12 protein-coding genes are annotated in these 16809 nt (G+C 32.6%); 3 read left to right on the top strand and 9 right to left on the bottom strand.

Features of this window, described 5'->3' with window-relative positions:
• Positions 1 to 216: 216 nt before the first annotated feature.
• From CIT01_05585 to CIT01_05555, 7 genes are all read right to left on the bottom strand, one after another.
• On the bottom strand, positions 217 to 1629 hold the full coding sequence (locus CIT01_05585; protein AXV37704.1) for a hypothetical protein: 1413 nt from the start codon (positions 1627 to 1629) through the stop codon (positions 217 to 219).
• Between the two features lie 810 nt (positions 1630 to 2439).
• Positions 2440 to 3030 (bottom strand): hypothetical protein, encoded by a 591-nt coding sequence (locus CIT01_05580; GenBank protein AXV38736.1) that lies wholly within the window; start codon positions 3028 to 3030, stop codon positions 2440 to 2442.
• 676 nt (positions 3031 to 3706) lie between these two features.
• Positions 3707 to 4411 carry a hypothetical protein gene (locus CIT01_05575; protein AXV37703.1) on the bottom strand — a complete coding sequence of 235 codons (705 nt, stop codon included), beginning with the start codon at positions 4409 to 4411 and terminating at the stop codon, positions 3707 to 3709.
• A 720-nt stretch (positions 4412 to 5131) separates the two neighbouring features.
• Positions 5132 to 5482: a hypothetical protein gene (locus tag CIT01_05570; protein ID AXV37702.1), complete on the bottom strand. Its 351-nt coding sequence runs from the start codon at positions 5480 to 5482 to the stop codon at positions 5132 to 5134.
• Positions 5472 to 6254, bottom strand: a complete 783-nt coding sequence (locus CIT01_05565; GenBank protein AXV37701.1) for a sporulation initiation inhibitor Soj — start codon at positions 6252 to 6254, stop codon at positions 5472 to 5474. The genes CIT01_05570 and CIT01_05565 overlap by 11 nt, the downstream gene beginning before the upstream one ends.
• A 194-nt stretch (positions 6255 to 6448) precedes the next feature.
• Entirely contained in the window at positions 6449 to 8275 is a 1827-nt protein-coding gene (locus CIT01_05560; GenBank protein ID AXV37700.1) for a threonine--tRNA ligase, read from the bottom strand.
• A gap of 617 nt (positions 8276 to 8892) precedes the next feature.
• Positions 8893 to 10131 (bottom strand): hypothetical protein, encoded by a 1239-nt coding sequence (locus CIT01_05555; protein ID AXV37699.1) that lies wholly within the window; start codon positions 10129 to 10131, stop codon positions 8893 to 8895.
• 265 nt (positions 10132 to 10396) lie between these two features.
• Here CIT01_05555 and ilvD point away from each other — a divergent pair, with 265 nt between their 5' ends.
• From ilvD to CIT01_05540, 3 genes are all read left to right on the top strand, one after another.
• Positions 10397 to 12049 (top strand): dihydroxy-acid dehydratase, encoded by a 1653-nt coding sequence (ilvD, locus tag CIT01_05550; protein ID AXV37698.1) that lies wholly within the window; start codon positions 10397 to 10399, stop codon positions 12047 to 12049.
• Between the two features lie 12 nt (positions 12050 to 12061).
• A complete protein-coding gene (locus CIT01_05545; GenBank protein ID AXV37697.1) occupies positions 12062 to 12490 on the top strand; it encodes a signal peptidase I in 429 nt (142 codons plus the stop codon).
• Between the two features lie 192 nt (positions 12491 to 12682).
• The gene (locus CIT01_05540; GenBank protein AXV37696.1) at positions 12683 to 14380 is read left to right on the top strand and encodes an arginine--tRNA ligase; all 1698 of its coding nucleotides are present in this window, start codon (positions 12683 to 12685) and stop codon (positions 14378 to 14380) included.
• A 47-nt stretch (positions 14381 to 14427) separates the two neighbouring features.
• Here the strand turns inward: CIT01_05540 and argF are convergent, their stop codons facing one another.
• Together argF and purD are read right to left on the bottom strand one after the other, a co-directional pair.
• Positions 14428 to 15330: an ornithine carbamoyltransferase gene (argF, locus tag CIT01_05535; protein AXV37695.1), complete on the bottom strand. Its 903-nt coding sequence runs from the start codon at positions 15328 to 15330 to the stop codon at positions 14428 to 14430.
• A gap of 115 nt (positions 15331 to 15445) precedes the next feature.
• On the bottom strand, positions 15446 to 16756 hold the full coding sequence (purD, locus tag CIT01_05530; protein AXV38735.1) for a phosphoribosylamine--glycine ligase: 1311 nt from the start codon (positions 16754 to 16756) through the stop codon (positions 15446 to 15448).
• Positions 16757 to 16809 lie beyond the last annotated feature (53 nt).

Genomic DNA, 16809 nt, shown 5'->3' with positions numbered 1-16809 from the left:
AATTTAATAATCGCAATAAAAATATTATTTTTAGAAAATAAGGACTTTGAATATTACAATCAATAAATATAAACTCTTCGAATTAAGATATAATTTAAAAAAGAACTAATGGACTACTCACCAACCATCTAAACATTAAATATTAAATAAGCCTTATTTTTATCTAGGAATTTAAAAAGCCTTTAAAAAATAAAAATAAAAAGAGGAAATTTCCTCTTAATAATATTTGATTACTGTTCTTACCGATGCTATGGCATATGAGTAATGTTTGGAACCGTATCTTTGGGTAATCATTGTAGATTCAAAAGTATTCCATTTACCATAAGCATAGTACTGCACCCAACGGTGATTATAAGAACCACTGCTTGCACCTTGAACTACACGAACTTTGTAACCACTCTTACTTAACTCCTGGGCAGCCAAATCTGCTAATCCCCAACAATCACCATAACCAGTTTTTAAAACACCTGCTGCTGTAGTAGAAGCTCCAGAACGGTGATTGAAGTTTTGATTTATATATCGGGCCACTGCATTCAAACCACTAGTTGAAACTGAATAAGAATAATTTTCTTTTAATTCATAACTCATTGCAGATGTTTGGACTATAGTATAGTTAGGTAGTCTATTGTAATCTTTGTGGAAATCCATGATTTTAGCAAAATTATACACCATATATTCAAACCTTAGATTACCAAATGAAGTATTCGTATAATTTGGTGCTCTTCCATTGGAATCTATGAAATTTAGAATAGTAGTAGCATTTTTTAGATACTCTGATTTTAGAATATTACCTGAAATAACCACACCTGCTGGACTAGGCGCATTATTCACATTATCCATATCAACTGGTGTAGATACATTTTGATCTAAATTTATCACGGTTGTCATTAAAACCCTCAAAAACTCAGACATAGTCAATGAGTTGGAACCAACCTGAATAGTCGCCGGTAAAGCTTTATGTGAGTTCGCATAATTTTTAAGGTAAATAGATGCTGTTTCAATTTCTTCAACAGTCACAGGCCATTTGAAATCGGATGATCGAATCTTAGTGTAGTTTGGTAGTCGATTATTATTCTCATTGAAATCCATGATATTAGCATAACTAAGTACCAGATTTTCAAACCGTAGATTACCAATCGAAGTACTCCAATAGTTTGGTGCCCTTCCATAGGAATCCATGAAATTAAGTATATTGATAGCATCTTCTAAGTATCCTGATTTTAGAATGTTGTCTGAGATATTTTGACCTGCAGGGTTTGGTGCATCATCCACTGCGTCAATGTTTATTGAATCAATTATGCCTTGATCTAAATGTATTGTAGTTGTCAATAAAACTTTTAAAAATTGGGCCATAGTTAATGTCTTTGATCCAACTTCTATAGTGTCTGGTAAAGTTTTATGTGTTTCCACATAATTTTTAAGGTTAGTTGCAGCTGTTTCAACTTCTTCAACAGTTACAAAACCAGTAGGATCCTCAGCACTAGCTTGATATGTAGTAGTATCTGTCTGATCTTCAGTGCCATTAATTGTAGAATTCGTCTGATCTTCTTGAATTATGTTATCATTTGTTATATTTGTATATGTAGAATCGTTTTCTGCAGCATTAACTCCAGCCATTGAAAAAAGCATCAAAAAGCTGCATGCTATTAACGCCGCGAAAAATTTCTTCTCTCGCTTAATTATACCGCCTCCTCATTCAAACGTGGACCCTCTTGAAAAATAAAAAATTTTTCTAATTATATTAAGTTTTTTAAGTCCTTCGTCTGAACAATAAAAATAATCATATTCTGATTATATATAAATATTGTGGTTTAATTTTAAAAAAAAGGCTGTTTTAGAACTCTTTTTAATATATAAAACATTCTAATAAAAGAATAAATAACCTTAATCTCAAAGTCTATAATTTATAGACCATTTTCATGATTAAAAAGTTATAATGTTTTACATTTTTATAAGTCACCATTTAATAGCTAATTCAAAAAAATTAAATAGGCTTAAATTACAATTCCTTTGAAATTATCCTAAAATTCTAAAAAAAAGAATATTCTGGCTAATTTTATTAATTTAAACAATTTAAAAACAATATAAATTGAATTATTAGAATAGAATAGATGTAGCTATCACTAATTAATTTGAATAACCATTTTTTCAACACTATTTCTCTATTAAAATAATTTTGTATACAAAAACAATCCATCATAAATTTTTAATTAATAATAAAATCTAAATAGTGGTTAAATCTAATTTAACGTGGCTTTTGCTTTTTTAAAAAATTAAAATAAATAAGTTAAAGAGAGATTTTAAAACCTCTCAACTAATTCTTTATTTAGTAATATCTTAGTTACTATTAAGTTAATTAAGTTAAATTCAGCATAGTAATATCCGATTACATTTAAACTTATTTTAATTAGTAATATCCGATTACTATAATAATTCAACTTAGTAGTATTTGATTACTGTTCTTGCAGTGGCTATGGCATAGGAATAGTGTTTGGAACCATATCTTTTGGTGACCATGGTCGATTCAAAAGTCTTCCACTTACCACCAGACTTATACTGAACCCATCTGTGTCTGGAAGATCCTCGGCTCGCACCTTGGACTACACGAACTGTGTAACCTTTCTTCTTTAATTCCTGGGCAGCTAAATCTGCTAATCCCCAACAATCACCATAACCAGTTCTACGAACACCAGATGCAGTAGTTGAAGCTCCAGAACGATGATTATAATTCCGGTTGATATAACTCGCCGTAGAACTTAATCCACTGGTTGAAACTGATCCAGAACTGGAAGAACCAGATTTATAGGTCTTAGAAGATGTAGTACTAGTTGCTTTTACACTACTAGATTTCTTCACATACTTGTATGTCCAGTAAGATTTCCAATAGTATTTCCAACGTCCATACGATTTGTACCATTTTTTATAGTACTTTTTGTAATATACTTTTTTATAAGTCGCTGCACTTACTTGTTGTATTTCTTTATTATCTAATTCAACTTTCGTGTTGTCTTGAATATTATCGCCATCCATGCCCACAACAGAGGATGGGACAGCAAGCATTGCTATGCTCAAAGCAAATAGCAATGCAAATATCGAGTGTCGCTTAATTATACCGCCTCCTTATTCAAGAGTAAGACTTATATTAAAAAACAGAATATCATTTTCTATTTATTACAGCCTTCCACTTACTTTTGAACTATAAATGAATCATAATATCACTATATATAAACATTGCGTTTTAATTTTGGAAAAAAAGCAGTTTTAAAACTCTTTTTAACATATAAAACATTTTAATATAAGATTATATTAGCAGAATATAAAAATCTGTAAATTATGCTCCATTTTTAAGATTAAAACATTATACAAACCCGTTTCAACTTAAATGGTTAAATATGATTGGTTTCAAAAGCTGGGTACCGCTCCAAATATAAAACACACTTATTTGAGTTTAAAATAAGGAAAAAAACCTTTTAAACGTTAATGTCATTGAAAAAAACTGCTTTAATGCAATTTATATATATATATTTTCAATATTTGCATGGAAAACATGGAATCAACTCAATCAAAATCCTTTTAAAAATGATTTAGCAATGGATTATAACAATTATAAAGATTTTATAACAAATAATAATTTTTTTATAAAAATAAAGAAAAATAAAAAAAATGAGGTTATTTGAAACCTCTTCTGTTTGTTTTACAATTTTATTTAGTAGTATTTGATTACTGTTCTTGCAGTGGCTATGGCATAGGAATAGTGTTTGGAACCATACTTTTTGGTGACCATGGTCGATTCAAAAGTCTTCCACTTACCACCAGACTTATACTGAACCCATCTGTGTCGAGCTGATTCTCGGCTCGCACCTTGGACTACACGAACTGTGTAACCTTTCTTCTTTAATTCCTGGGCAGCTAAATCTGCTAATCCCCAACAATCACCATAACCAGTTCTACGAACACCAGATGCAGTTGTAGAAGCTCCGTATCGGTGGTTATAGTTTCGGTTGATATAACTCGCCGTAAAACTTAATCCAGTGGTTGAAACAGAATCAGAACTGGAAGAACTGGTTTTATAAGTCTTAGAAGATGAAGTACTAGCTGCGCTTACACTGCTAGATTTCTTCACATATTTATATGTCCAATAAGACTTCCAATACGATTTCCAGTAGTATCTCCAGCGCCCGCCAGATTTGTACCACTTTTTATAGTACTTTTTATAGTACTTTTTATAGTACTTTTTATAGTACTTTTTATAGTACTTTTTGTACCATACTTTTTTATAAGTCGCTGCACTTACTTGTTGTATTTCGTCGTTATTTAATTCAATTTTTGCGTTTTTATAATTATTTACGCTATCCACACCCCCAAATGAGGATGGAATCGCAAGCATTGTTATGCCCAAAGCTAATAACAATGCAAATAGCGAGTGTCGCTTAATTCTGCCGCCTCCTCGTTCAAGGTAAGAGTATTACTAATGAAATTTGGAATAAAATTTCCAAATCGGTTTAGAATATCCTCCCTTGAACAAGATAGGTAATCTTAAGTAATCATATTTAAATATTTTCATTTAAATTCCAAAATAAAGCCAGTTATAAACTCTTTTTATTAAATAAAACATTCTACAAGAAGATTAATTTTAACGTATATTAAAATCTGATGATTATGTCTTATTTTCAATAACAAAGAATTTTCAATGATTGGTTTATTTAAAATAAGTATTTCCAATCAAATTTCGGGAAAAGGTGTCCCTCCAAATTAAAATTCATAGGAAATCATATTAAATCCTGGAAAAAGGGAATAATACAATATATTATACTATTTAAAAAAAGATGAAAGCACTAACTAAATAAAGTGACTTTTTAAAGAGATTTTAATTTACAGTCAAATCTCGTTACTTGGAAAAAAGAGGCAAAAAATCATTTTAATATAGTTTAAATTATTATTAACTACAATTATCCCATAATTGGTCAAATATTTTAATAGTATTAACTTTTATATTAAAAGAGACCGTTTATTTAATTATTTCTAGAAAATCTTCAATTTTTAAAATTTACTAAAAAATAATAAAAAATAATATTTATTCAATTCAATTTTTTAGTAAAAAATATTAAAATATGGTAGATAATTTAAGGAATTATAAATCATCAAAAATATTCCAGATATCAGGATATTTATCTTTTACTGCATCTTCAATTAAAATTGACGCTTCACTACTAATACTAAATTCTGGCTTGGTTTTTTTCAAAAATCTTAGAACTGCAGCAGATCTGGCCGACCATAATGATATCCTAGGGTTCTTTTTTACTTCACTCAGCACGTCTTCCACAAGTCTATTTTCTACATTATCATCTGCAGGTTGGGGATCTTCCTTTCTTTTTGAAGTTTTCAATGTGTTGTCTTCCACCTTCTCTGTCTCGTTTCTTCGTATCAGAGCATCCAAACCTTTTCCCAGAGCACTTTCTGGTTTCTTTTTTCTAGGAGTCATCTGTATCCTCCAGTTCAATTATTTCTTTTGCAAGTTTGTTGTAGGCCATTGTTCCAATACTTTCTTCATCATATACTATACACGGCATTCCATGACTTGGTGCTTCTGCCAATTTTACATTTCGGGGAATAGTTGTTTTGAAAATATTCTCGGTTTCGCCAAAATATTCTTTCACATTTTTGTAAACTTCCCTTCCTAAACGAGTTCTTGAATCGTAAAGAGTTAATAATATTCCTTTTATAGGAGATGGACTTTCTAAACGTTTTTCTACCAATTCAATGGCCTCTATTAAGTCTGCCATCCCTTCCAGAGCATAAAATTCTGCTTGTATTGGTATTATAACACTATCTGCCGCAACCAGGGAATTGATGGTTAGAAGACCAAGTGATGGTGGAACATCGATTAATATATAATCATAAACATGATCAAAACCATCCATAGATTCTTTTAATATTTTATAAGGACCAATTACTTTACTTAATTCAATTTCTGCACCACTTAAATGGATATTACTTGGGACTAAATCCAATCCTTTTATATCCGTGTGCATTATCACATCGCTTAGTGTTTTATCTTCTGACAAAACCGAATATATAGTATATTCAAGTGCTCCTTTTTCAATACCGAATCCAGTAGTAGCATTAGCCTGAGGATCCATGTCAATTAATAAAACTTTTTTACCGTTCAATGCCAGAGCTGCCGATAAATTTACCACCGTAGTGGTTTTTCCAACTCCACCTTTCTGATTGAGTATTGCTATTACTTCACCCACATCATCATCTCCTAACTTCTAAGTTATAACTTATAACTTAAACTCTTATAAGTTATACTATTTAAAATTTGATGATTTCAATTAAAAAATAGCCCTAAAACAGGACATTTTAAAAAGATTATTAAAAGCAATTTAAAAAAAAGTTAAACACAAACTGGTGAATCATCTAAATAAAAAGTAAAAAAAATTAAAAATTAGAAATTGACACGTTTAGAAAGTTTTAAAGGTAGGGGTAAAGCCCTATATGGCATGTGAACTGTTTCTGTGTGGATTCTTTCTTTCAGATCATCAAGGGACATGGATATTTTTTCCTTGGTACTGCGTACATTGACCATTAAATCATTGCTTTCCAATTCATTGTCACCTAAAACTAGAACGTAAGGTACCCAATCTTTACCAGCATTTCTTATTTTTTTACCTACCGTGTCTTGGCGATCATCCACATCCACCCTTATTTTACTGTTTTTAAGATCTTGGGCAAGTTTCAGTGCATAGTCAATATGCCTTTCGGCTATAGGTAAAAGCCTAACTTGTGTTGGAGAAAGCCATGTTGGTAGCATTGGGGGTTTTTCATTAAGTTCAACTGCAGTTTTTTCTAGTAAACTGCATATAACCCTTTCAATGCTTCCAGTAGGACTGCAATGAATTATTATGGGATTAATTTCTTCATCAGACTCGTCAATGTAAGTAATACCAAATCTTTCCCCACTTTCAACATCTATTTGGACAGTCGGATTTTCAATGGGCCGGCCTAGGTAGTCTATAGCGGCAAAATCCATTTTACATATCCAGTAATGCTTTCTTTCTGGTAAAATTTCCATCAGGATGGGTTTACCAATTCTTTTGGCCTCATCAAACATCCATTCCTTATTTTCTTCAAAAAAGTCTTCAGTTGCCCTGAAAATAACTTCGTAGTTGATTTGGAAGGCTTCACCTGTTTTTTGACACATTAAAATTTGTTTGTCAAACTCTTCCAGTGACTGATCAATATCCCTACATACCGTATGGAGATCAGGCATGGTAAATCCTCTTAGTCGTTTCAAGCCCACTACTTCCCCTTTTTTTTCCATCCGGAAGCTGTAAGTTGAAAGTTCATATACGCCTATCGGTAAATTTTTCCATGTTAAAAAAGAATCAGCCAAAACCCTAAATGCCCCAAAACAGCACGCATATCTAAGCATTAATTCTTTTTTATTGTGCATTCGATACTGCCTTTCACCAAATTTCTCTGCATGCACCCTTATGGCTTCATCTGCCAGATCATACATTATGGGTGTTTCAACCGGCATTGCACCATTTTCAGTTACCAGATTATAAACATAATCTGCTAAAAGATCCCGGATCAATCGACCCTTAGGATACCATCTAAGGTGCCCCACATCTGCTGAAGGCTCATAATCCGCTAATTTTTTTTCTCGCATTAATTTAACGTGGGGTGGTTCATCTCCAGTAGATTCCATTTTGCCCAATTCGTACAGTACCAGTTTTCTCAAATCTCCACTTTCATATTGAAACTTTTCTGGATCATGCAACTCTTCCTTATCTAGAATGAAAAACTTTGATTTTTCCCCATCTGTGGTCTTTTTTTCCTCTTTTTTTTCAACAGTAATTGTTCTAGATAATTCAGATAGGGGATGGCCCTTGCAAGATACTTCAAAAGATTTATACCATCCAAATGGAACCCGTTCCACTTGAAGATCCATTTCGTTTAATTTAGACTCTATCCCCTTTAAAATCTTTTTAGCAACATCTGGTGAACTTAAAGATGAGCTTAAATGTGCGTAGGGATAAATTACCACATTATCCGGGTCAACCTTCTGGTAAATATCCATAATCTCAGCTACGGCATTTTCAACTATCCGTTGTGGATCTGCTCCATCTTCCTTTTCCACCGCTGTGAAAACCACTAACGAGTTTTCAAATAGCCCTTGCTTCTTATTATCTTCTATTTTTTCGGCAATTTTAGTTTTATTTCTGGTTTTATATTTTAAATAGTCAGAGTGAATTAACAATATCCTCATCTTATCACCTTAATACAAATAATAACATAAATAGATTTTTACAGCCCTAAAAAGTATAGTAAATACGTATTTAAAATGCTGGAGATTTTCCAGCTTAAACAATAATAGTTTTTCTTTTAAAATTTGAACTTAAAACTATTTAAATATTAGATTTTTATGATTCTAAAAATATTAAAAAAATTTTATTATCACCATAAAAATTAGCTTAAAGAATTTGTCAAAAGTTAGATAAATAATGGTTTAAATTAGTTTAATCATCAAAAAAATAGTATTAACTAAAAAAAGGAGGTATTAATAAATTAAAATAAAAATAAAAATTTTAAATTCCAATTTATAAATTTCACGATTAAAATGAATAGTTAATGACTTCCAGGATTGGAATGTTCTTGTGGGAGTAGGAATAACATAATATTAATCCGCCCCTGGAAGTGACATTATGGCCTCTATGTTAGATACATAGACTTTTCTTTATATGCAAATTCATCCTTATATAATTTTATATTAAATCAAAGATTACTAAAAAGATATATAGGATAGTTTTAAATCAATTAAGATACCAAAACCCTTTTAAATATAAAATAATTTATTAATTATTATTAAAGAAAAACTAATTGAATCTAGATTAATATTATGGTTATAAATCCTGTTAAAATAATCAATGCAAAAATAAGACCTATATATTGAGCAAATTTTTTAGTACCAATGAATAGTGCTATTACAAATTTAAAGAGGGTATTGGATATACTGGCCAGAGTTATCGCAGTCACGGCTGTTGTGGTAGAAATGGTTGTTTTGGCTTGTAAAGCCATACTTATGGTTATAGCATCCACATCAGCAACTCCCGATATTATGCTCGCTACATAAAGACCACTACTACCAAAGTATAAGTCGGCAATTCGAGTAATAAATAGAATTGCCAGGAAAAGTGCTCCAAATATAAATGCCGGTTTTAAACTAAAGGGGTTTTCTAATTTTACCTCTGCGCCGATATCCTTTACATCTGTTTTTTTCCAGATTATCACTGCCAATAATATTCCTAAAAATCCCATGCATAACATTGGTACTAATAATAATGGTATGAGTTCTGAGTTTATCACTAAAACCTCAAAAAGTACTCTTAAAAACATCATAGAACTGGCAATAACCGAGGCAAAAACAGCTGCTTTAATCAAAAAATCGCTTTCTCTAACTCGACCGGCCATAGCAGTAACTACAGCTGTGCTTGAAACCAGCCCTCCAATAATACCAGTGACCCCTAATCCCCTCTCAGCACCAATTAACTTCATAAACACATACCCCGCATAACTAATAGCAGAAATAAAAACCACCATCAACCATATCTGATAAGGATTAAAAACATTTAATGGTCCTATGTTCTGGTTGGGAAGTAAAGGTAAAATTACAAAAGCGATTATTAGAAACTTTAATGTATTTAACATTTCTTTTTCACTAATTTTACGTATAAAACTGTGCAAGTAAGGTTTAAAGGCTAAAATTGCAGTAATGATAATAGCAATGATTGGCGCTATTTTATATCCTTCATCAGTGAAACAAAATGCACCTAAAACAAAAGTCAATAAGGCCGTGACTTCGGTGGTTGTTCCTATGTTTCCACTCATTTTGGAACTTATTAGGTAACTTATGCATACTAATGTAGCCATAGCCAAGAAGGCTATAATTAAAAAATAGGAATAAAAGATGGATAAATAGGCAGAAATTGTTCCAAATAGAGCTATGAGTATGAATGTGCGAATGCCTGCAAATTCTGCAGTTTCATGTTTTCGTTCTCTTTCAGTTCCAATAAGTGCACCTATGGCAATTGAAATTAAAACCTTCAAAATTAAGATTAACTCCATGCCTTAAGATATATAATTTAAAATATAAAATTATTATTAATTAGTTCCAGTTTATGAATAATATTATTAATGTAAATTAAATATTAATATAGAAGTAAACTAATGAAAAAATATAATATATAACTAACCAAAAAGACTTGCTGAAATATTGCTTAAAAATAATATTAAATAATTCAGTTAATGGATTTTATCAAATTAAATTTTGTTTAAATAATTATTAAAGATCAACCATCTAATTCGGTTTATCATGTACATAGGTGATTTTATGAAAAGTGACACCATTAAGAAAGGTTTACAAAGGGCTCCTCATCGAACACTTCTTCGAGCATGTGGAGTAACAGATGGAGAAATGGAAAAACCATTCATAGGAATTGCAAATAGTTTCACTGAAATAGTTCCTGGACATATCCACCTTAGAGAAGTAGCTGATGCGGTAAAATTAGGTGTGGCCGAAGCAGGTGGAGTTCCATTTGAATTTAACACCATGGCAATATGTGACGGAATTGCCATGAATCATGATGGGATGCGTTATTCGCTGGCATCCCGAGAAATAATAGCTGATACTGTGGAAAGTATGGCACAAGCCCATAGTTTTGATGCTCTAGTATTGATTCCGACCTGTGACAAAGTAGTTCCGGGTATGCTCATGGCCGCGGCCCGTTTAGATATCCCTTCCATTTTTGTAACTGGGGGACCTATGTTACCTGGCACCTACAAAGGAAAATCAGTTGATCTAATAACTGTTTATGAAGCAGTTGGAGCAGTATCATCTGGAAAAATGTCAGAAGATGAATTAAATGAACTTGAAAGATGTGCATGTCCCGGAGCTGGTTCTTGTGCTGGACTTTTCACCGCCAACACCATGGCCTGTGTAACTGAAGCCATGGGGATGAGTCTTCCCTACTGTGCCACCGCACATGCTGTAGCTGCTAAAAAAATGAGATTAGCAAGGGAATCAGGGTCAAAAATAATAGAACTTTTAAATGAAAATATTACTCCTTCTCTTATTATGAGTCAGGGCGCTTTTGAAAATGCAGCTACTGTTGATATGGCTTTAGGAGGTTCAACCAATACAATCTTACACATTCCTGCCATAGCCAGTGAACTGGAAGATAAAGGTGTAAAAATTGACCTAGAACTCTTTGACAAGTTAGAGAGAGAAATTCCGCATTTAGCCGCCATAAGTCCTTCTGGGCCATATAGTATGTTAGATCTTGATAAAGCCGGCAGTATACCGGCGGTTCTAAAAAATATTGAAGAAAAGATAAATTTAGATTTAATTACATGTACAGGCCAAACTGTTAAAGAAAATATCAAAGATGCAAAGGTACTAGATTATACGGTTATCCGTCCCTTGGATGATCCAGTTCATAAAGAAGGTGGACTGGCCATATTAAAAGGAAATCTAGCTCCAAACGGAGCAGTGATAAAAAAAGCTGCGGTTAGCCCAGAAATGATGGAATTTGAAGGTCCTGCTAGAGTTTTTAATAGTGAAGAAGAGTGTGTCAATTCAATCTTTAATGGAGAGATAAAAGAAGGAGATGTAATAGTAATCCGTTATGAAGGACCTAAAGGTGGCCCTGGTATGCGAGAAATGTTAAATCCAACTTCTGCAATATCCGGAATGGGTCTCTCCGTGGCCCTGATAACTGACGGAAGATTTTCTGGAGGTACAAGAGGGCCTTGTATAGGCCATGTTTCCCCAGAAGCTATGACTAAAGGCCCCATAGCTGCTTTAAAAGATGGTGACTTGATAAAAATTGATATACCTAACCACAAATTAGATGTGATGTTAAGTGAAGAAGAAATAAATGAAAGATTAGCACAGTTGGTGTCTCCTAAAAAAGATTTAAAAGGTTGGCTTTTAAGATATAGTAAAATGGTAAATTCTGCAGATAAAGGAGCCATACTCAGATAAAGGTGGAAATTAATGTCTTCTAATACAAAAGAAATAGTAGGGTATATCGCTATTTTATTAATTGGGATTATAGCAGCACAACACATGAATGTTGTGGTTTCAGGTAGTATGGAACCAGTTTTTTACCGGGGAGATATTGTAATAGTTGAAAAAACTAATTTGTTTGGGTTACAAGAAGTTAATCCAAACGATCTGGAAGTAGGAGATATTGTAATATATGATGCAACTTGGTTTCCAGAGCCGGTGATTCATCGTATTATTAAAGTTGGAACAAACTCCGAAGGGCAAAAATATTATATAACCAAGGGAGATAACAACCCCAGTCCTGACCCGGTGGCTGTATATCCTAACCAGATCATGGCCAAAGTGGTAGAAATAGGAAATAATCCATTTATTATACCTAAAATAGGATACATAACTCTTTGGATAAGAGGATTATGAATTAAAGATTGTTTTATTAACAATCCTTATTTTATTAAAAATGAATCAAGACTATTAAATAAATCTTGAAAAATTGAAGAGAATAATATTTTGTATAATTCAACGCTATTAATAAATTAAAAATATAAACTAATTTTTAGTTTATAATAAATATTTTAAAAATAATTCTCACTCAAAAAATCAGGTGAATCAATGTACAGAAAGCTAGAAAAAGAAGCGATATCTACCTTAAAAAATGCTATTAATAACCTTGGATACGAAGAACCTGCTGAAATAAAAGTTGAACAACCACCAAATCCAGAATTAGGGGATTTAGCTTCCACAGTATCTTTTCAATTGGCCAAACAATTAAAAAAGCCACCCATGGACATAACCAGAGAAATTCTCAAGGCTATGAAAAAACCTGATTTATTTGAAAAAGTAGAAATGAAAGGCCCCTACATTAATTTTTATTTAAATTATCCACAATTCCAAAACATGGTTATAGAATCTATTAAGGCAGATTATGGACAATTAAAAGCAAAAAAAGAAAAAATTATTGTGGAACACACCTCGGCAAATCCTAATGGGCCGCTGCACATAGGCCATGTACGTAATTCCGTTATTGGAGATTCAATTTCACGTATACTCAGCTACGCGGGTTATGATGTAGAAACCCAATACTATGTCAATGACATGGGAAGACAAATTGCCATGGTCGTCTGGGGAATTCTCAATCTCGATCATAAAATTGACGAATCCAAAAAAATAGATCACGAAATTGGAAAATTATATTTCCAGGTAAACGAAAAACTAAGAGCTGATCCTGAACTAAAAAAAGAAATTAATAATTTATTAAAACGGTACGAACATGGTGATGAAGGAGAACTGGAAAAAATTTTTGAAAATGCTGTTTCTAAATGTTTAGAAGGAGTATCTGCTACTTTAAAGGAAATTAATGTAGCTCATGATGCTTATGAATGGGAAAGTAAATTCGTTAAAGATGGTTCAGTGAATCAAATCTTAAAAACACTGAAAGAAAAAGATGTTACCAAAAGAAACGAAGTTTTATATCTGCCCCTGGAAGATTATGGTATTGAAAAGGAATTGATTCTTACAAGATCAGATGGTACGTCTTTATATTCTACCAGAGACCTTGCTTATCATGTTTATAAATCTGAAAACTCAGATGAATTAATTGACGTGCTTGGTTCAGATCATAAACTGGCAATAGACCAGCTAAACATAGCCTTAAATATACTAGGTTCGAAAAGTCCGGAAGTAATATTTTATGAATTCATTACCTTGCCTGAAGGTTCAATGTCAACCAGAAGAGGAGTTTTTATATCTGTCGATGAGATGATAGATGAAGCCATTAAAAGAGCTGTTGATGAATTAAAAGTTAAACGTCCGGATTTAACTCAAAAAGAACAACTCGAAATAGCAAAAAAAGTGGGTATTGGTGCAATTAGATATTATATTGCCAAATTATCCCCTGAAAAGCACATAGTATTTAAATGGGATGAAGCTTTAAGTTTTGAGAGGGGTTGCGCTTCGATTCAATATGCACATGCCCGAGCATGTAAATTACTGGAAAAATGTGATTATTCCCCATCCAAAGGCCTCAATGTATCTGAAATGGAAATTTTAGATCACCCTGCAGAAGTAGATCTAATTAAAACATTGGCCAAGTTCACCAGTACCATAGAAGAATCTGCTAAAATAAGGAGGGTGCATCTTATTGCCCAATACGCATTGGATCTTGCTGGAGCATTTAACAAGTTTTACAAATCAGTGCCAGTAAAAGGCTCTGATGAGGAAATATCTCGATTAGTATTGGTTGATAAAACAAGGATAACTATTAAAAATTGTCTAAATTTATTAGGTATAGATGCTCCTGAATCCATGTAATAAAAAAAAGTATTTAAGATAAAACTTCTTTTAAAAAAAATTTTAGATTAATCTTTTAAAAGCTTGTATAGAATGGCTTTTTGAGCATGTAACCTGTTTTCAGCCTGATCCCACACCACTGATTGTGGGCCGTCAATAACTTCTGCAGTGATTTCCTGACCTCTAAGCGCAGGTAGACAATGCATTACAATTGCCTGGGGATCAGCTTTTTCCATTATATTTTGATTTACCTGATAATCTTTAAGGTCTTTTAAACGTTGAGATTCTTCCTTTTCATCACCCATGCTCACCCATACATCAGTATATACTACATCTGCACCATTTATAGCTTCAATATTTTCAGTTATTTTAATGTTGGAACCTGAGGTTTCGGCATATTTTAATGATAAATCAATTATCTCTTTATCTGGTTCATATCCCCGAGGACATATAACAGTCATGTCCATTCCAAACACTGCTGAAGCTAATAATAAGGAATTACAAACGTTATTTCCATCTCCCAAAAATGTTAAATGAATATTTAATGTATTTTTATTTTCGTAGATTGTTAAAATATCTGCGAATGCCTGACAAGGATGTTCCCTGTTTGTTAATCCGTTTATAACCGGTACTTCAGAATATTGTGAAAATTCTAGCACATCAGCATGTTCTTTGGCACGGATCATGACCCCGTCTACGTACCGACTCATTGCCCTTGCTGTATCTGAAATTATTTCGCCCCGTCCAATTTGCAGGTCGTTAATTGAGAGATAAAGTGCTTTTCCTCCTAACTGGTACATGCCAACTTCGAAAGATATTCGTGTCCTGGTCGATGATTTCTCGAAGATCATGGCCAGACTTTTACCATCTAATGGTTTACCAGTGATTGACCCTTTTTTAAATTTTTCAGATAATTCTAATATTTCATTTGCTTGATTTTTTGCATCTGAAAATGATAAAAGATGTTTCATTTAGTTTTCATCCCCAAAAATAATGCATTAAAAAAATATATGAAGAATGCATGCTATTTTGTAAAAATTTTATTTAAAGTTTGCTATAGTTAATTTGATTTAAAATATAAATAAATCATTTTTTTAGTTTGTTCATATGATCTATCCGTTTTTGTATAAGATCTGCTGTTCCCACATCTTTACGGTGAAATAAATCTCCTTCGACATAATCTACTACTGACTCACATGTTTTTTCAGCTTCTTCAATGCTATCCCCGATTCCCACCAGGGCCAGTGCTCGAGAGGAAGAAGTAAATATTTTATCGTCCTTCTGATTAACTGCTGCATAATAAAGCCGGGCCCCGTTATCTCTAATTTTTTCTTCATTTACATTTAATATTTGTCCCGCTTTTCCACTTCCCGGATAACCATTAGGAACCAAATATTTACACACAGTAGCTTTATCTTCAAATTTAGCCTTTTTAAGAGTTCCATCAATTATACCCTCACATATTTCTACGAAATTTGTTTCAAGAAGAGGAAGAACGTTCATGGCTTCCGGATCTCCAAAACGAGCATTATATTCTACTAAACTAGGCCCTTCAGCACATAACATAAACTGACCATATAAAAATCCTTTATAAGAACCCGCTTCTTTTTTAATAGCTTTAATAGTGTCTTGCATTATACTAACTGCTTTATTATAATCTTTTTTATTTAAAAAAGGTAATAATCCGTCTTTATCCGAATATGATCCCATTCCCCCAGTTATAGGGCCTTGATCCCCTTCAAATGCATGGGGATGGTCTTGTACCGCCGGCATGGGAACCAAATTATTACCATCAGAAAAAGCTTGCAAAGTAAATTCTTCGCCGATTAATCTTTCTTCAATAACAACTTTTGGAAAACCACCCATTTTAGTATCAATTACCTCTTTAGCATATTCTTTTGCTTCATTTGAATCTTTAAGATGTTCTCCTACAATTTTTACACCTTTTCCACCAGTTAAACCTACCGGTTTAATTACAACATCTCTCTCAAATTCATCAATAAAATTGGATACATCAGTATAATTATCAAAAACCCTGTAAACCAGAGAGCCGTCTATTTTATGATTTTCAAAAAGTTTTCTCATAAATGATTTATCAGTCTCAATTTTAGCTGCAGATTTAGTAGGCCCAACACAGTGTATACCAAAAGATTCCAGACAATCTACAATACCTTTCTCCAGTGGAGATTCTGGCCCAATAATGGCCATGTCAATATTTTTATCTATTGCAAATTGTTTAACTGTGTCTAGATCATTTTCATTGGCAATTTTATACTCAGAAATTCGGGCTATTCCTGGATTTTTATTGCTCATAATAGAATAAAGCTCTGCATGGTCCTTAACTGCCTCACATATTACATTTTCCCTTGCTCCAGTTCCTACAACAAGAATCTTCATATCATCATCCCATTTAATCATTTATACTAATACCATATGCAATAATCATCAGA

The sequence above is a fragment of the Methanobacterium sp. BRmetb2 genome (assembly GCA_003491285.1).
GTDB lineage: Archaea > Methanobacteriota > Methanobacteria > Methanobacteriales > Methanobacteriaceae > UBA117.
The sequence above is the reverse complement of the archived record's forward strand: the minus strand, read 5'-3'. Positions and strand labels throughout refer to the sequence as shown.